The sequence below is a fragment of the Vibrio sp. 10N.286.48.B8 genome, assembly GCF_003050085.1.
Taxonomy (GTDB): Bacteria; Pseudomonadota; Gammaproteobacteria; order Enterobacterales; family Vibrionaceae; genus Vibrio; species Vibrio crassostreae.
Map to the genome: position 1 here is coordinate 262,452 of NZ_PIGD01000002.1, position 18,104 is coordinate 280,555.

The following is an 18,104-nucleotide window of genomic DNA, read 5'->3' on the forward strand; positions in this document are numbered from 1 at the left end:
TTTATGCATAATTCTCAAGCGTTCACAGACTCTCTTCCTAAACACATTGCTATCATTATGGATGGTAATGGTCGCTGGGCAAAAGCTCAGGGCAAGCCTCGCGTCTTTGGCCATAAAAACGGTGTTCAAGCCGTTCGTAAAACTATCTCTTCTGCAGCCAGACTTGGCATTAAAGCCGTTACTCTTTTTGCGTTTAGTAGCGAGAACTGGCGTCGTCCTGAAGAAGAAGTCGGTATTTTGATGGAACTGTTTATTTCAGTGCTGTCGAGTGAAGTAAAAAAGCTTCATAAAAATAATCTACAACTTCGTGTTATTGGTGATAAAAGTCGTTTCAATGATCGACTACAAAAGAAGATAGAAGAAGCGGAAGCTTTGACTAGCACCAATACCGGTATGGTTATTAATATTGCGGCTAACTACGGCGGTAAGTGGGATATTCAGCAAGCAATGACCTCTATTGCTCAACAGGTAAAGTCTGGTGATATTAATGTAGATGACATTGATGAAGCTATGATTACACAGCACCTGACGATGGCAGATATTCCTGAAGTCGATCTACTTATCCGTACCAGTGGTGAATGCCGCATTAGTAATTTTATGCTTTGGCAGTTGGCTTACGCCGAAATGTATTTCACTGAACAATTCTGGCCAGACTTTAATGAAGACAGCTTAGTAGAAGCTGTGACTTGGTTTGTAAACCGTGAGCGTCGTTTTGGATGCACTGGTGAGCAAATTAAAGCTCTGATGGACAGTTAATAAGGATTTTTTGGTTTGAAACAACGAATTATTACGGCGTTGATTTTAGCTCCCCTAGTTATTCTAGGCATTTTCGAGTTATCACTTCCTACATTTATTCTTTCATTAGCGGTAATCTCGCTATTAGGTTTTTGGGAGTGGACTCAGTTTGTTGAAAGCAAATCGCGTTATTTAGCGTTGATTCCAACGGTTGTGGTCAGTGCCGCAAGTTTTGCTTTTATCCCTTTTGATGCATTTAGCCTTAATAACTTGTCTACTGCTCACTACGCCATTCTAACGATTGGCTCAATTTGGTGGGTAATAGCGAGTGGTATGGCGGTGACTTATCCTAAGTCTATGCCTGCATGGAAAGATTCTTCTCTTCTTCGTCACGCCTTTGGTGTGCTGACTCTGCTGCCATTCTTCTGGAGTGTGGTTATCCTGCGTGCTAACGGTATCGATGTTGATCCTTACCACGGTGCAAAATTGGTGATGTTTGTTTGCTTGCTCGTTTGGGCTGCAGACAGCGGTGCTTACTTTTCAGGAAAGAGCTTTGGTAAGCGTAAAATGGCCCCAGCGGTAAGCCCGAATAAAACGATTGAAGGTCTTATTGGTGGCATCATTACTGCAGTGATCGTGGCTTGGATCTTTGCTGACTTGTTTGATATTCAATTCACAAGTCCTCTTCACATGATTGTTATTACTCTTGTGACCGTCGTTATTTCTGTTCTTGGTGACCTTGTTGAAAGCATGTTTAAACGTGTGTCTGGGGTGAAAGACAGCAGTAATCTGATTCCTGGTCATGGTGGTATACTAGATAGAATAGATAGCTTAACGGCTGCATTCCCTGTCTTTGCTCTGCTTTATTTAGCATTCTAATAAAAAAGGGCAGTGATTCTGCCCTTTATTACATTTCTACGGTCATATGTGATGCGAAATCTAACTATCCTTGGCGCTACCGGCTCTATTGGTGCAAGTACACTAAAAGTCGTTGAGCAAAACCCAGATCTTTATACGGTCGTGGCACTAGCCGCCGGTTCGAATGTTGAAAAGATGCTGGCGCTAGTTGAAAAGTGGCAACCAAGCTATGTTGCTATGGCTTGCCCCGATGCAGCGTCTCAACTGAGTGATGTGTTGTCTTCGGATTACCCAAACATCAAAGTACTTTCAGGCTCAGAAGGCATGTGTCAGGTCGCTTCCCTAGATGAAGTAGACACTGTTATGGCTGCGATTGTTGGCGCAGCAGGCTTGCTTCCTACTATGGCTGCGGTTAAGGCAAGTAAGCGTATCTTACTTGCTAATAAAGAAGCCTTGGTGATGTCTGGACAGTTGTTTATAGACGCCGTGGAAAAGTACGGTGCTGAGCTACTTCCTGTCGACAGTGAACATAATGCTATCTTTCAGTGTTTGCCGCAAAACGTCCAAACCAATCTAGGTCGCTGTGATTTAGAAGCTAATGGTATTAACCATATTCTACTAACTGGTTCTGGTGGTCCTTTCCGTTATACCGACGTGGCTGAGTTGGAATCAGTGACTCCTGAACGCGCTATTGCACACCCTAACTGGTCTATGGGCCCTAAGATCTCCGTCGATTCAGCGACCATGATGAATAAAGGCTTAGAGTACATTGAAGCGAAATGGTTATTTAATGCCTCTCAAGAGCAGTTGAAAGTGATTATTCATCCTCAATCTGTGATTCATTCGATGGTTCAGTACAAGGACGGCTCTGTGCTTGCTCAAATGGGCGAACCGGATATGGCGACGCCAATCGCTTTAACGATGTCTTACCCTGAGCGCACAGAAGCAGGCGTTAAGTCTCTGGATTTCACTAAAGTGGGCGAGCTTACTTTTCTAGAACCAGACTTTAGTCGTTACCCATGTTTAAGGTTAGCGATTGAAGCTTGCTACTTGGGTCAGCATGCTACAACCGCAATTAACGCGGCAAACGAAATTGCCGTCGATGCTTTCTTGAACAATCGAGTGAGGTTTACCGATATTGCTGTCATTAACGAACATGTTATGAGCAAAGTATGTGAACAACATAACTCTGAGGGCTTAGATAGCTTGGAAAGCCTTCTCGAGCTAGATAATATGTCTCGTCAATTAGCCAATCAATTTATTAAAGAGCAGCTAGCATGAGTGGAATTCTGTGGAACTTCGCATCCTTTATTGTAGCGCTTGGCATTCTGGTCGCTGTTCATGAGTTTGGACACTTCTGGGTTGCTCGTCGCTGTGGTGTGAAAGTTGAGAAATTCTCGATTGGTTTTGGTAAATCAATCTGGAGCAAAGTTGGCCGTGATGGTACGGAATACAGCTTGTCAGTCATTCCATTGGGCGGCTACGTTAAGATGCTTGATGGTCGTGTTGACGACCTTTCTGAAGACGAACAACAATACGCTTTTGATAAGAAGCCATTGTGGAAAAGAACGGCGATAGTTGGTGCAGGTCCTGCATTTAACTTTATCTTTGCCGTCTTTGCATATTGGCTAGTATTTTTGATTGGCGTGCCGGCGGTTAAACCTGTAATCGGTGAAGTCACTCCGCAATCTATTGCTGCACAAGCCGGAATTGAAACTGGGATGGAACTTAAATCTATTTCAGGAATCAAAACCGCAGATTGGGAATCAGTCAATATGGGTTTGATATCACACATTGGTGATCAATCCATGACAGTGACGGTTGCTTCTCAAGACGACATCGGCTTTGAGCAACAAATGACATTGGATATTTCAGACTGGTCGTTCAACCCAGAAACTGAATCTGCAATGACAACGCTGGGTTTTAGACCGTACTCTCCAGAGGTATCGACTGTACTGGCTCAAATCATTGATGATGGCGCTGCATACGATGCAGGTCTTGAAGCCGGTGATAAAATTGTTGAGATTAACGGGCAACCTATTGAACAGTGGCAGTCGGTTGTTGAGTTAATTCGTGCAAATCCAATGACACCCTTGGACTTGGTCGTATTGCGAAATGGTGCTGAGCAATCATTGGTTATGACACCAAAAAGTCGAGAGCTTTCTGATGGTTCGACAATCGGCTATGCAGGTATTGCTCCGGAAGTCGCAGAATGGCCAGAAGATTATCGCTTTGAGTTACAATTTGGTGTAATTGAGTCTGTAGGAAAAGCATTTGATAAAACAGGTCAAATCATTGGTTTGACACTGACAATGCTTAAGAAGCTTATCGTTGGTGATGTTGGCTTAAACAACTTGAGTGGCCCTATTTCAATCGCGAAAGGTGCAGGTACAACCGCCGATTATGGTTTGGTTTACTTCTTAGGCTTTTTGGCTCTGATTAGTGTTAACTTAGGGATTATTAATTTGGTTCCGCTGCCTATGCTTGATGGCGGACATTTGCTGTTTTTCGCTATTGAGGCCGTTACTCGTAAACCGGTACCTGAGAAAGTTCAGGAAATGGGATACAGATTGGGAGGGGCAATCCTCTTCTCATTGATGGCTCTGGCAATATTTAACGATTTTACTCGTCTGTGAATGGTTTCTCACAGGCATTGGTAGTAGCAAGGAATAATTAGAATAAGTATGGCGATTAAGCAAATTCTGTTCGCAAGTCTATTGGCCACTAGTGTGGCTGCGAACGGAGCACAAAACTTTGTAGTTCAAGATATCAAGATCGAAGGTTTACAGCGTGTTGCACTTGGTGCGGCTCTACTGAAAATGCCAGTACGTATTGGCGATGAAGTGGATGAAAGCGATGTATCTGAGATCATTCGTGCATTGTATGCTTCGGGTAACTTTGAGGATGTTAAAGTCCTTCGCGATGAAGGTGTTTTAGTTGTTCAAGTCAAAGAACGACCGACCATCGCGAGCATTTCATTCTCGGGTAACAAAGCGATCAAAGAAGAGCAACTTCAGCAGAACCTAGATGCGTCTGGTGTTCGTGAAGGAGAGGCTCTTGACCGTACGACGCTGAGTAACATTGAGAAAGGCCTTGAAGATTTTTACTACAGTGTTGGTAAGTACAACGCGACAGTAAAAGCGGTTGTGACGCCTTTGCCACGTAACCGTTCTGACCTTAAGTTTGTGTTTACTGAAGGCGTATCCGCTAAGATTCAGCAAATCAACTTTATCGGTAACGAAGTTTTCTCTGACGCTGAACTCCTCAGTCGTTTCAACTTGAACGTTGATGTTGCATGGTGGAATTTCCTTGCGGATGAAAAATACCAGAAGCAAGTATTAGCTGGTGATATCGAAGCGCTGAAATCTTACTACCTTGACCGTGGTTACCTTAAGTTTAAGGTAGATTCTACTCAAGTTGCGATCTCTCCAGATAAGAAAGGCGTGTATATCACGCTTGGTATTGATGAAGGCGAAGCTTATACCGTTAAAGATGTCGCATTTCGTGGTGAGCTCATCGGCCGTGAGGCTGACTTTGAGGCGTTAGTGCCATTTGAAGACGGTGATACTTATAACGGTTCATCGGTAACGTCTTTAGAAGAGAACGTAAAACGAATTCTTGGCGAATCTGGCTATGCGTACCCACAAGTTCGTACTATTCCAGAGTTCAATGATGAGACCAAAGAAGTGTCGTTGGTTATCAATGTAGAAGCGGGCAGCCGTATCTATGTTCGTGACATTCGATTTACGGGTAACAATTCAACGAAAGATGAAGTTCTTCGTCGTGAAATGCGTCAAATGGAAGGCAGCTGGCTTAACTCTAAGTCAATTGATACTGGTAAGAGCCGTCTTAACCGTTTAGGTTTCTTTGAAACGGTTGATGTACAAACAGTTCGTGTTCCTGGCAGTGAAGACCAAGTTGATTTGGTTTACAACGTTAAGGAAGCGAACTCCGGCAGCATCAACTTTGGTGTCGGCTACGGTACGGAATCAGGTGTTAGTTTCCAAGTTGGCCTACAACAAGACAACTTTGCGGGTTCTGGTAACCGTGTTGGCGTAAGTGCCATGATGAACGATTACCAAAAGAACGTGAGCTTAGACTACCGTGACCCATACTGGAACCTTGATGGTGTGAGTCTAGGCGGTAAGATCTTCTACAACGAATTCGAAGCCTCTGAAGCGGGTATTGTCGACTATACCAACCAAAGTTACGGTACGAGCCTTACATGGGGTTTCCCTATGGATGAGCTGAACCGTATCGAGTTTGGTGTTGGCTATACACACAACAAAATCGGTAACGTTCCGACTTATATCCAAGTTGAACAGTTTGCGAGAAGTATTGACCAATATGGTGACGAGCACATCTTAACCGATGATTTCGATATCAATATCTCTTGGACGCGTAATAACTTGAACCGTGGTTTCTTCCCAACAGAAGGTAACCACCAGCGTGCTTTCGCTAAAATGACGGTGCCAGGCTCTGATGCTCAGTACTTCAAAATGCAGTACGATGTAAAACATTACATCCCGCTGACCAAAAAGCATGAGTTCACACTATTGATGCGTGGCCGATTAGGCTATGGTAATGGTTATGGTCAAACGGATGGTAACGATAACTTGTTCCCATTCTACGAGAACTACTACGCAGGTGGTTTTACAACCCTACGTGGTTTTGGTTCTAACTCGGCTGGCCCGAAAGCCGTTTACGGAAGCAGCACAGGTAACAACCCAACCTACGATACTGCTACTGATGATTCAGTGGGTGGTAACGCGGTTGCTTTGGCAAGTCTAGAGTTAATTGTACCTACGCCGTTTGCTTCTGATGAAGCACGCAGCCAGATTCGTACCAGTGTCTTCTTCGATATGGCTAGTGTATGGGATACCGAATTTGTAGACCGTGGCGCGCCTAATAGTGGCGGCCAGTACTACTACGATTACTCTGATCCAACGAATTACCGTTCATCTTATGGTGCAGCCCTTCAATGGATGTCACCGATGGGCCCACTGGTTTTCTCTCTAGCGAAACCAGTTAAAATTTACGAAGGTGATGATGAGGAATTCTTCACATTTACCATTGGTAGAACTTTCTAATATTTAAAGGACAATATTTTGAAAAATATGATTAAAGCAGCAGGTTTAGGCCTTGTAGTTCTTAGCTCTTCTTTCTTTGCAACAGCTGCTGAAGCTGCGCAAAAAGTGGGTTATGTAAACACTGCACAAGTATTCCAGGCTCTACCTCAGCGTGAAGTTGTTCTTCAAAAAATGCAGGAAGAGTTCAAAGACAAAGCAGCTGAGCTGCAGAGCATTCAAGCTGAAGCAAAAACGAAGATTGAAAAGCTTAAGCGTGATGGCGAGCTACTAGGTCCTGACGAAGTTGAAAAGCTACGTATCGAAGTAGGTCAACTAGACAGCAAGTACAAAATCAAAGCTCAAGCACTAGAAAAAGCAAGCCAACGTCGTGAAGCACAAGAGAAGCAGAAGCTATTCAAAGTGATTCAAGATGCTGTAACGAAAGTTGCAGAGAAAGAAGGCTACGATATGATCGTTGATATTCAAGCTCTGCAATACGGCAAGCCAGAATACAACATCTCTGAGAAAGTAATTAAAGCACTGAAATAAGTTTTATGAAGAATCTAACTTTAGCCGAATTGGCAACGATTACCGGGGGAGAGCTACACGGAGATGGTACTATTACCGTTTCAGCAGTCGCTCCTATGGATAAAGCGCAAGAAGGTAACATTACGTTCCTTTCTAACGTAAAGTACAGCAAGCACCTAGGTGACTGTAAAGCATCCGCTATTATGGTTAAAGAGAATGAGCGTGAACTTTGTAAGACGAACGTGATTGTGGTTAATGACCCTTACGTTGCTTTTGCTAAAGTTGCTCAAGCGCTTGATACTACTCCAGCACCCGCTGCGGCTATTGCTGATTCAGCTTCGATTGCAAGTGATGCGACCATTGGACAAAATGTGTCTATTGGTGCAAATGCTGTGATTGAGTCTGGTGTGGTACTTGGTGATGATGTGATCATCGGTGCTGGTTGCTTTATTGGTAAAAACGCGAAAGTTGGCTCTGGCACTAAGCTATGGGCTAACGTAAGTGTTTACCATGAAGTTGTGATTGGCGAAGCATGTTTGATTCAATCAAGCACGGTTATCGGCTCTGATGGCTTTGGTTATGCGAACGAGAAAGGCGAGTGGATTAAAATCCCACAAGTCGGTTCAGTTCGTATCGGTAACCGCGTAGAAATCGGCGCGTGTACTACCATCGACCGTGGTGCATTAGACGACACAATTATTGAAGATAACGTTATCTTAGATAACCAACTTCAAATTGCTCACAATGTTCACATCGGATATGGTTCAGCCCTTGCGGGTGGTACTATTGTAGCTGGCAGCACGACGATAGGTAAGTACTGTATTATTGGTGGTGGCTGTGTGATTAATGGTCACATTGAAATCATTGACGGCGTTACAATCACCGGTATGGGGATGGTAATGCGCAGCATCACTGAGAAAGGCATGTACTCTTCGGGTATTCCTTTACAGCCAAACAAAGATTGGCGTAAAACAGCAACGCGTGTTCATCGTATTGATGAAATGAACAAGCGTTTGAAAACCGTTGAAAAACTTATCGAGAAGAGCGCGGAATCATAATTCCAGCATTTCTAATAAAAGGCTCGCGTATAGCGAGTCTTTTTCGTTTATAATCCTTCTAATTAAATAAAGAATATACATAGGAATACGACTTTGACTACTGAACAGACAACGATGAACATTACTGAAATTCAGGAACTATTACCTCATCGCTACCCATTCTTAATGGTTGATCGTGTGACTAGCTTTGAAAAAGAAAAAACACTGACCGCAATTAAGAATGTCTCTGTTAACGAACCTCAGTTCACAGGCCACTTCCCTCAGCTTCCTGTATTCCCAGGCGTGTTGATCTTAGAAGCAATGGCACAAGCAACAGGCCTTCTAGCATTTAAATCTTTTGGTGCGCCTTCTGGCAACGAACTTTACTACTTTGCAAGTGTTGATAAAGCAAAATTCCGTAAGCCAGTCGTACCTGGTGACCAACTGGTTATCGAAGTTGAATTCTTAAAAGAGCGTCGTGGCATTGCATCGTTTAACGGTGTAGCGAAAGTTGACGGCGACGTTGTATGTTCAGCTGAACTTAAATGTGCTCGTAGAGAGTTTTAATATGATTCATGAAACAGCGAAAATTCACCCGGCAGCAGTAATCGAAGGTGATGTAACTATCGGTGCTAACGTGACAGTTGGGCCTTTCACTTACATTGCTGGTAACGTGACAATTGGTGACGACACTGAAGTGATGTCGCATGTTGTGATCAAAGGTCATACAACCATTGGTAAAGAAAACCGTATCTTCCCTCATGCTGTTATTGGTGAAGAAAACCAAGACAAGAAATACGGTGGTGAAGAGACAACAGTTGTGATCGGTGATCGCAACGTGATCCGTGAAGCGGTTCAAATCCACCGTGGTACGGTTCAAGACAAAGCAACCACTGTAATTGGTGATGACAACCTACTTTGTGTTAATGCTCACGTAGCGCACGATGTTATTGTTGGTAACCATACTCACATTGGTAACAACGCTATTCTTGGTGGACACGTGACGGTTGGCGACTACGCTGGTGTTATGGCACTGTCTGCGATTCACCCATTCTGCTCAATTGGTGCTTACGCATACATTGGCGGCTGTTCTGCTGTTGTTCAAGATGTACTTCCGTACGTACTTGCACAGGGTAACCATGCTGCTCCATTCGGTCTGAACCTAGTGGGCTTGAAGCGTAACGGTTTTGAAAAAACAGAAATTCGTGCACTACAGAAAGCGTACAAAGAGTTATACCGTTCAGGTAAAACACTTGAAGAAGCGAAAGCGGCTTTAGTTGAAATGGCGAAAGAGTTTACTTCGGTGGCTCCTATGCTAGAAATGCTAGAGAATTCTGAGCGCGGTATTATTCGTTAATACTGGATGTGGTTGTGTACCAATCCGCGCAAGTATGACAATAATTACTTAATCAGATTGGTATAACAAAAAGATCGCTAATCATTAGGCGATCTTTTTTGTTTTAGGCAAGAAGGGAATTGGAAAACTATGGCACAGCAAGAAGCAGCAACCAACAGCAAGGACTTTGTTTCGAATGAACCTCTGCGGGTAGGTATCGTTGTCGGAGAACTCTCTGGTGATACGCTTGGTGAAGGTTTTATCAAAGCAATCAAATCACAGTACCCGAATGCTGAATTCGTCGGTATTGGCGGACCCAAAATGAAGGCGCTTGGTTGTGAGTCTCTTTTCGAGATGGAAGAGCTAGCTGTCATGGGCTTAGTTGAAGTACTTGGCCGTTTACCTCGTCTGCTAAAAGTAAAAGCAGAGTTGGTTAAGTATTTCACTCAAAACCCACCAGATGTGTTTGTTGGTATCGATGCACCTGATTTCAACCTAAGACTTGAACTTGATCTTAAGAACGCAGGCATTAAAACGGTCCATTACGTGAGCCCTTCAGTGTGGGCTTGGCGTCCCAAGCGTATCTTTAAAATCGACAAAGCAACCGACTTGGTTTTGGCCTTCCTGCCATTCGAGAAAGCGTTTTACGATAAATACAACGTTGCCTGTGAATTTGTTGGCCACACGCTGGCAGACGCAATTCCTTTAGAACCAAGTAAACAAGATGCACGTGAGCTGTTAGGCTTAGACCAAGACAAACAGTGGTTAGCCGTATTGCCGGGCAGTCGAGGTGGTGAGATGGGGTTGATCGCTCAACCATTTATCGAAACGTGCCAGCGCATTAAGCAAAAATACCCTGACATCAATTTTGTTGTTGCGCTCGTGAATGAACAGCGTAAAAAACAGTTTACCGAAATCTGGCAAACAACAGCGCCTGAGCTTGAATTCACGTTAGTCGAAGATACGGCAACCAACGTGATTACCGCTGCTGACTCTGTGCTTCTGGCTTCCGGCACAGTGGCTCTTGAGTGTATGTTACTGAAGCGTCCAATGGTCGTTGGCTACAAAGTAAATAAGCTGACAGGCTACATTGTGAAGAAGCTAGCAATCACTGATTTCGTATCACTGCCGAATATTTTGGCTGGTGAAGAGATCGTGAAAGAGCATATTCTTGAGGAATGCCACCCAGACTTCTTGTTCCCATCTGTCGACAAAATGCTATCAGCCGACAACAGTGCATTGATCGAACGTTTTACCGAGATGCATCACTGGATTCGTAAAGATGCTGATAAGCAAGCCGCCAACGCAGTACTGAAATTGATTGGTCGAGAGTTTGTTGAATCATAAAGTGCAGCCTCAGAAAGCACTGACTTATAAGTTACAAAGAGAATTGTCATGGCAGTAAAAGAGAAAAAAGAGCTTCCTCCATTTGAATATCCGCAAGGCTACCAGTTGTTTGCTGGTGTGGATGAAGTAGGTCGTGGGCCATTGGTAGGCGATGTGGTGACTGCTGCGGTTATCCTAGATCCAAATAATCCAATCGAAGGCTTAAACGATTCAAAAAAACTGTCTGAGAAAAAGCGTCTTGCTCTGCTTCCTGAAATCAAGGAGAAAGCCTTGGCGTGGTCTGTTGGTCGCTGTTCGCCACAAGAAATTGATGAGCTGAATATTCTACAGGCAACTATGGTCGCTATGCAGCGCGCTATCGCTGGGTTGAGCGTTCAGCCTGACATGGCACTGATCGATGGTAACCGTGTTCCTGAACTGCCAATGGACGGTCTGGCTATTGTAAAGGGCGATTTACGAGTAGCAGAGATAAGTGCAGCGTCTATTATCGCTAAAGTGGTTCGTGACCAAGAGATGGAAGAACTCGACAAGTTGCATCCAGAGTTTGGTTTCGCGAAACACAAAGGTTACCCAACCAAAGCGCATTTCGAAGCGATTGAAAAACATGGTGTTACCGAACATTACCGTAAGAGCTTTAAGCCAGTAAAACGTATCCTTGGCATAGATTAGAGCGTATTGATTAAGCTCTATCTAGACTAGAGCTTTACGTTAGCTAGACCTGGGCATCGAATAAAGTTGCTTACTTGCGTCAGAAAAAAATAGAATACACACAGTTGTAACCCTAGGCTCAAACCTAGAATTCAGGAAAAATAATGTCAGATCCAAAATTTGTTCACCTACGCGTACACAGTGACTTTTCGATGGTGGATGGCCTATCCAAGGTGCCACCATTAGTAAAAAAAGTCGCTGAAATGGGTATGCCTGCTCTAGCATTGACCGACTTTACCAACCTGTGTGGGTTGGTGAAGTTTTACGGTACTGCTCATGGGTGTGGGGTTAAACCAATTATTGGTGCTGACTTCTTGATGCAGTCTCCGGAATTCGGTGACGAGCTAACCAAGCTCACCGTCATTGCAACCGACAATAAAGGTTATAACAACCTAACGCTGCTTATCTCAAAAGCTTACCTTCGTGGTCATGTACAGCATCAGCCTGTTATCGATAAAGAGTGGTTGATTGAGAATGCCGAAGGCCTGATTATTCTATCGGGTGCCAAAGAAGGTGAGATTGGTAAGGCGCTACTGAAAGGTAACCGTGATTTGGTTGCAAGCAGCGTCGAGTTTTACAAGACGTACTTCGCCGACCGTTTTTACTTAGAACTGATTCGTACCGGACGACCGGATGAAGAGTCATACTTACACTTTGCGTTAGAGCTTGCTGAACAGGAAGACCTGCCTGTTGTCGCAACCAACGAAGTGGTTTTCCTAACTGAAGACCTGTTTGATGCTCATGAAATCCGCGTGGCGATCCATGACGGTTTCACTATGGTCGATCCTCGTCGTCCTAAGAACTACAGCGCGCAGCAATATCTTCGTAGTGAAGAAGAGATGTGTGAGCTGTTCTCTGATATTCCGGAAGCGTTAGAGAACAGTGTTGAGATTGCCAAGCGTTGTAACGTGACCGTTCGTTTAGGGGAATACTTCCTGCCTAACTTCCCTACGGAAGGTTTGGCGATTGAAGACTTCTTGATCAAGAAATCTGAAGAAGGTCTTGAACGACGTTTGGCGTTCCTGTTCCCTGACGAAAAAGTTCGCGCTGAGCGCAGACCTGAATACGATGAGCGACTCAAGATCGAGCTCGAAGTTGTCAATAACATGGGTTTCCCAGGTTACTTCTTGATCGTAATGGAGTTCATTCAGTGGTCAAAAGACAACGATGTGCCAGTAGGTCCAGGGCGTGGTTCTGGTGCTGGCTCTTTGGTGGCTTACGCGCTTGATATCACCGACCTTGACCCGCTTGAGTACGATCTCCTTTTCGAACGTTTCTTGAACCCAGAACGTGTATCCATGCCCGATTTCGATATCGACTTCTGTATGGATAAACGTGACCAAGTTATTGATCACGTGGCTGAGATGTACGGTCGTGATGCTGTTTCTCAGATCATCACCTTTGGTACTATGGCGGCAAAAGCGGTAATCCGCGATGTAGGCCGTGTATTGGGTCACCCGTTTGGCTTCGTCGACCGAATTTCAAAGCTTGTACCGCCAGATCCGGGTATGACGCTTGAGAAAGCCTTCCTTGCTGAACCGGCACTGCCGGAGCTTTACGATGGCGATGAAGAAGTTCGTGAACTGATTGATAAGTGTCGCATCCTTGAAGGTTGTACGCGAAACGCCGGTAAACACGCGGGTGGTGTTGTAATATCACCAACCACGATCACTGACTTTGCGCCAATTTATGCCGATGCTGAAGGCAACTTCCCAGTAACGCAATTCGATAAGAATGACGTTGAAACTGCTGGCTTGGTTAAGTTCGACTTCTTGGGTCTGCGTACCTTGACCATCATCGACTGGGCGTTAGGCCTAGTGAACCCACGTTTGAAGAAAGAGGGTAAAGAACCGGTTCGTATCGAGTCGATTCCTCTAGATGACCAAGCGTCGTTTAACCTATTACAAAATTCTGAAACCACCGCGGTATTCCAGCTGGAATCGCGTGGTATGAAAGACCTGATCAAACGTCTACAGCCCGACTGTTTTGAAGATATCATCGCATTGGTAGCCCTGTTCCGTCCGGGTCCTCTGCAATCAGGCATGGTAGATAACTTTATCGACCGTAAACATGGCCGTGAAGCGGTTTCTTACCCTGATGAAACGTGGCAACACGAATCACTGAAAGAGACACTAGAACCTACCTACGGCATCATCCTGTATCAAGAACAGGTAATGCAGATCGCACAGATTCTGGCAGGCTATACGCTTGGCGGCGCGGATATGTTGCGTCGTGCGATGGGTAAGAAAAAGCCAGAAGAGATGGCGAAACAGCGTGGTACCTTTAAAGAGGGTGCTGAAGCCAACGGTGTTGATGGCGAACTTGCCATGAAAATCTTTGACTTGGTAGAGAAATTTGCGGGCTACGGCTTCAACAAATCTCACTCGGCGGCATACGCACTGGTTTCTTACCAAACGCTGTGGTTGAAAACGCACTACCCAGCGGAATTTATGGCTGCGGTAATGACGGCTGATATGGATAACACCGAGAAGGTTATTGGCCTTGTTGATGAGTGTTTCCGTATGAAGCTCAAGCTGCTTCCACCTGATATCAACTCGGGCTTGTACCGCTTTAACGTGGATGAAGATGGCGCGATTGTTTATGGTATCGGCGCGATCAAAGGGGTAGGTGAAGGCCCTATTGAAGCGATTATCGAAGCACGAAATAAGGGCGGTTACTTTAAAGACTTATTCGACTTCTGTGCGCGTCTTGATCTGAAGAAGGTCAACAAACGTGTTATCGAAAAGTTGATTCTATCCGGTGCCTTAGATAGATTAGGTCCTCACCGTGCAGCGATGATGGCTTCATTGCCGGATGCGGTTAAAGCGGCAAGCCAACATCACCACGCTGAGTCCTTTGGACAATCAGATATGTTTGGCGTGTTGACCGATGCTCCGGAAGAGGTTGAACACAAGTATACCCAAGTGCCTAAGTGGCCTGAGAAGGTTTGGCTTGAGGGCGAACGCGAAACGCTTGGTTTGTATCTAACTGGTCACCCGGTTAACGCTTACATCAAAGAGTTAGCGAAATACACTAGCTGTCGCTTGAAAGATGCCACGCCAACGCGTCGTGACCAATCATTAACGATTGCCGGTTTGGTGATTGCTGCGAGAGTGATGACCACTAAGCGCGGTACACGAATCGGTTTGATGACACTTGATGACCGATCTGGGCGAATGGAAGTGATGTTGTTCTCGGATGCCCTCGATCGTTACGCAGAGTTGCTCGAAAAAGACAAAATTGTGGTCGTTTCCGGACAGGTCAGCTTTGATGATTTCAATGGCGGGCTTAAAATGTCCGCGCGCGAGGTCATGGACTTAGGAAGCGCCCGTGAGAAATATGCTCGTGGGGTGTCGATATCTATCGACCAATCCCAAATTAACGGTCAATTTTTTGAACGCTTTAGTCAAATCTTAGAACCTTATAGAGCCGGAACGGTCCCAGTCAATGTATACTACCAGCGTGCCGACGCTAGAGCGCGGTTAACATTGGGCACAGAATGGCGTGTGACGCCAAGTGATACATTACTAGACGAATTAAAACAGCTGCTTGGAAATAGCCAAGTAGAACTCGAATTTAACTAAAATTTAGCTTCGCGAATACGGAGCTGAATCAACAAGGATTCATAGATGAGCCTGAACTTTCTAGAATTTGAAAAGCCTATCGCTGAACTTGAAGCAAAAATCGAAGCGCTACGTGACGTTTCGCGTCATGGTGGTGACACAGCGGTAGATCTAGACAAAGAAATCGAACAACTAGAGAAAAAAAGCTTAGAGCTTAAACAGAAAATCTTTAGTGACTTAGGTGCATGGCAGGTTGCTCAACTTGCTCGTCACCCTCAACGTCCTTACACAAAAGATTACCTGGAGCATGCATTCACAGAGTTTGAAGAGATGGCGGGCGATCGCGCTTACGCTGACGACAAAGCTATTGTGGGTGGTATGGCTCGTCTAAATGGCCGTCCTGTTATGGTTATTGGTCACCAGAAAGGTCGCGAGACTAAAGAGAAAGTGATCCGTAACTTTGGTATGCCAAAGCCAGAAGGTTACCGTAAGGCGCTACGTCTAATGGAAACCGCTGAGCGTTTCAACATGCCTATTATTACTTTCATCGACACAGCGGGCGCATACCCAGGTGTTGGTGCTGAAGAGCGTGGTCAATCTGAAGCTATCGCGAAAAACCTAAAGGTTATGGCTGGTCTTTCTGTTCCAGTTATCTGTAACGTTGTGGGTGAAGGCGGTTCTGGTGGTGCACTAGCGATTGGTGTTGGTGACTACGTGAACATGCTTCAGTACTCTACGTATTCAGTAATCTCTCCAGAAGGTTGTGCTTCAATCCTATGGCGTGATTCAGATAAAGCCCCACAAGCAGCTGAAGCGATGGGCCTGATTGCTCCTCGTCTTAAAGAGCTTGAGCTTATCGACGAAATCATTCCTGAGCCTCTAGGTGGCGCGCACCGCGACCCTGCACAAACCGCTCAGAACATGAAAGACATGCTAGTTAAACAGCTAGAAGAGCTAGAGCAGTTTGATAACGAAACGCTTCTTGAGCGTCGTTACCAGCGTCTAATGAGCTACGGCTACTGCTGATAAGTTACCTTAGTAATAAGGTCTGCTTAACGTAACAAGTTGATGAAAGGGTTGGACTCAGTGCCAACCCTTTTTTATTATTAAAACATTATCCTTTCACACACGACCTCTTGGTTTAGTAGCCTCATGACACACTTAATTGATACTTTCACATCTGTACTTGATCAAAGCGCGCTTAAGCCTCGTAGTAGGTTGGTCGTCGCTTTCAGTGGTGGTGTCGATTCACGAGTGTTGTTGGAGTTATCCGCTCAATATGCCCAAGCGCACGACATTGAGTGCCATGCGGTTCATGTGCACCATGGCTTAAGTACAAATGCAGACCTCTGGGTAGAACAATGCCAAACATGGTGTGATGGTTTGTCTATTCCATTAGCTATTGAGCGAGTGTCGTTGGATGTTAACAGTGGAGAAAGCATAGAAAAACTCGCTAGAGATGCTAGATATCACGCCTTCAAACAATATATTCGATATGGTGATGTGCTTGTTACAGGTCAACACCTCGATGATCAAGTAGAGACTTTCTTGTTAGCGTTGAAGCGTGGCAGTGGGCCTAAAGGCCTCTCTTCAATGGCGAAAGTGATGCCGTTTGTTGATGCTCATATTGTTCGCCCTATGCTATCGGTAACTCGAACCGAGATTGAAGCAGCTGCTTACGGCATGGGCTTAACTTGGGTCGAAGATGAGAGTAATCAGGATCTGCGTTTTGACCGTAATTTTATTCGTCATCAAGTCACTCCGACACTGACCGAGCGTTGGCCTAGTTTCCGAGAATCGGTCAGTCGCAGCGCTCAGCTATGTGCAGAGCAAGAGTTACTGTTGGATGAGTTGCTTGAGTCTCACTTACAACAAGCTTTAACTGAGAAGCACAGCTTAAGTATTAAGGCATTGTCTCAGCACTCTGATTTACTGCGTGCACGCCTATTAAGAATGTGGCTGAGCCGCTGTAATCAACCGATGCCGAGCCAAAAGCAGCTCAAACTTATATGGGATGAGGTGGCATGCGCTCAGGCTGACGCCAATCCTAAGTTGGTGTTGAATGAGGTTGAGGTTAGGCGTTTTAATCATCAGCTCTACATAGTGAAAGAGACTAAGGACTTGTCGAGTTGGCATGCCGATGTTGTGCTTGGTGATAGCTTGCAACTGCCCGATGGTTTAGGGAGATTACAATTCATGCCATCACAGAGTGGTGCTGTATCGAATGGTCGTAATTCGCAAAGCTTCAGCTTGAAGGGGTTAAACGGAGCGCTACGAGTGATCTTCAACCCTGAAGGATTATCAGCGCATCCTGTTGGACGCGGTCATAGCAGAAAGCTCAAAAAACTCTTTCAAGAGTACCAAGTACCCAGTTGGTTACGACGCAGAACGCCAATATTAATGGATGGCGATCGAGTGATCGCTGTTTTAGGCTTATTCGTAGATAAAAACTACGAAGGTCAAGATTGTGAAGCGCTTTGGAGCAAGTAGAAAAAGTTTGTGTCACAATTCACCGTCACTTTAATAAAAATAATTAATGGAATATGCAATGAAGAAAATTACACTAGGATTAGTTCTTGGATTTGGACTATTGAGTGGTAACGCTCTGGCGGGTGATGTTGCTGCGGGTCAAGCTAAAGCAGCAATCTGTGCAGCATGTCATGGTGCTGACGGTATCGCAGTGATCCCAGGTTACCCAAACCTTAAAGGTCAAAACGAGCAATACATCGCTTCATCAATTAACGCATATAAGAACGGCCAGCGTACCGGCGGTTTGGCCGCTGTAATGCAGGCTCAAGCTTCAATGCTGAATGATGCAGATATTGCTAATCTAGCCGCTTACTACGCAAGCCTTAAGTAAAACCTTCTTAAAGCGCTGATTAAACAAGATGATAAATTTCGAGCCAGAGCTTTAAAGCTCTGG

General features: G+C 45.0%; 15 protein-coding genes. All 15 read left to right on the forward strand.

Going from position 1 to position 18,104, the window contains the following annotated elements:
- Window positions 1-3: 3 nt before the first annotated feature.
- The 15 genes from CWO08_RS03730 to CWO08_RS03800 all read left to right on the forward strand — a co-directional run bounded on the left by CWO08_RS03730 (window position 4) and on the right by CWO08_RS03800 (window position 18,041).
- On the forward strand, window positions 4-756 hold the full coding sequence (locus tag CWO08_RS03730; RefSeq protein WP_017063364.1) for an isoprenyl transferase: 753 nt from the start codon (window positions 4-6) through the stop codon (window positions 754-756).
- A 15-nt stretch (window positions 757-771) separates the two neighbouring features.
- Entirely contained in the window at window positions 772-1,614 is an 843-nt protein-coding gene (locus tag CWO08_RS03735; RefSeq protein ID WP_048606675.1) for a phosphatidate cytidylyltransferase, read from the forward strand.
- Between the two features lie 51 nt (window positions 1,615-1,665).
- A complete protein-coding gene (ispC, locus tag CWO08_RS03740) occupies window positions 1,666-2,874 on the forward strand; it encodes a 1-deoxy-D-xylulose-5-phosphate reductoisomerase (RefSeq protein WP_108019928.1) in 1,209 nt (402 codons plus the stop codon).
- Complete coding sequence (gene rseP / locus CWO08_RS03745; RefSeq protein WP_048664583.1) at window positions 2,871-4,229, forward strand: sigma E protease regulator RseP; 1,359 nt, start codon at window positions 2,871-2,873, stop codon at window positions 4,227-4,229. The genes ispC and rseP overlap by 4 nt, the downstream gene beginning before the upstream one ends.
- Window positions 4,230-4,277: 48 nt before the next feature.
- The gene (gene bamA / locus CWO08_RS03750; protein WP_048661222.1) at window positions 4,278-6,683 is read left to right on the forward strand and encodes an outer membrane protein assembly factor BamA; all 2,406 of its coding nucleotides are present in this window, start codon (window positions 4,278-4,280) and stop codon (window positions 6,681-6,683) included.
- Window positions 6,684-6,710: 27 nt separating this feature from the next.
- Window positions 6,711-7,211, forward strand: coding sequence for an OmpH family outer membrane protein (locus tag CWO08_RS03755; RefSeq protein WP_017056311.1), 501 nt, complete (start codon window positions 6,711-6,713; stop codon window positions 7,209-7,211).
- Window positions 7,212-7,216: 5 nt separating this feature from the next.
- Window positions 7,217-8,248, forward strand: a complete 1,032-nt coding sequence (gene lpxD, locus CWO08_RS03760; RefSeq protein WP_102432050.1) for a UDP-3-O-(3-hydroxymyristoyl)glucosamine N-acyltransferase — start codon at window positions 7,217-7,219, stop codon at window positions 8,246-8,248.
- 93 nt (window positions 8,249-8,341) lie between these two features.
- Complete coding sequence (gene fabZ / locus CWO08_RS03765) at window positions 8,342-8,794, forward strand: 3-hydroxyacyl-ACP dehydratase FabZ (protein ID WP_048661224.1); 453 nt, start codon at window positions 8,342-8,344, stop codon at window positions 8,792-8,794.
- A gap of 1 nt (window position 8,795) precedes the next feature.
- Window positions 8,796-9,584 (forward strand): acyl-ACP--UDP-N-acetylglucosamine O-acyltransferase, encoded by a 789-nt coding sequence (gene lpxA, locus CWO08_RS03770; RefSeq protein ID WP_108019930.1) that lies wholly within the window; start codon window positions 8,796-8,798, stop codon window positions 9,582-9,584.
- Window positions 9,585-9,713: 129 nt separating this feature from the next.
- A complete protein-coding gene (gene lpxB, locus CWO08_RS03775; RefSeq protein WP_108019932.1) occupies window positions 9,714-10,910 on the forward strand; it encodes a lipid-A-disaccharide synthase in 1,197 nt (398 codons plus the stop codon).
- A gap of 48 nt (window positions 10,911-10,958) precedes the next feature.
- Window positions 10,959-11,579 (forward strand): ribonuclease HII, encoded by a 621-nt coding sequence (rnhB, locus tag CWO08_RS03780; RefSeq protein WP_048606660.1) that lies wholly within the window; start codon window positions 10,959-10,961, stop codon window positions 11,577-11,579.
- Between the two features lie 143 nt (window positions 11,580-11,722).
- A complete protein-coding gene (gene dnaE, locus CWO08_RS03785; protein WP_048664589.1) occupies window positions 11,723-15,202 on the forward strand; it encodes a DNA polymerase III subunit alpha in 3,480 nt (1,159 codons plus the stop codon).
- Between the two features lie 45 nt (window positions 15,203-15,247).
- On the forward strand, window positions 15,248-16,207 hold the full coding sequence (accA, locus tag CWO08_RS03790; protein WP_017060731.1) for an acetyl-CoA carboxylase carboxyl transferase subunit alpha: 960 nt from the start codon (window positions 15,248-15,250) through the stop codon (window positions 16,205-16,207).
- A gap of 126 nt (window positions 16,208-16,333) precedes the next feature.
- Window positions 16,334-17,671 (forward strand): tRNA lysidine(34) synthetase TilS, encoded by a 1,338-nt coding sequence (gene tilS, locus CWO08_RS03795; protein WP_108019934.1) that lies wholly within the window; start codon window positions 16,334-16,336, stop codon window positions 17,669-17,671.
- A 58-nt stretch (window positions 17,672-17,729) separates the two neighbouring features.
- A complete protein-coding gene (locus CWO08_RS03800) occupies window positions 17,730-18,041 on the forward strand; it encodes a cytochrome c (protein ID WP_048661228.1) in 312 nt (103 codons plus the stop codon).
- Window positions 18,042-18,104 lie beyond the last annotated feature (63 nt).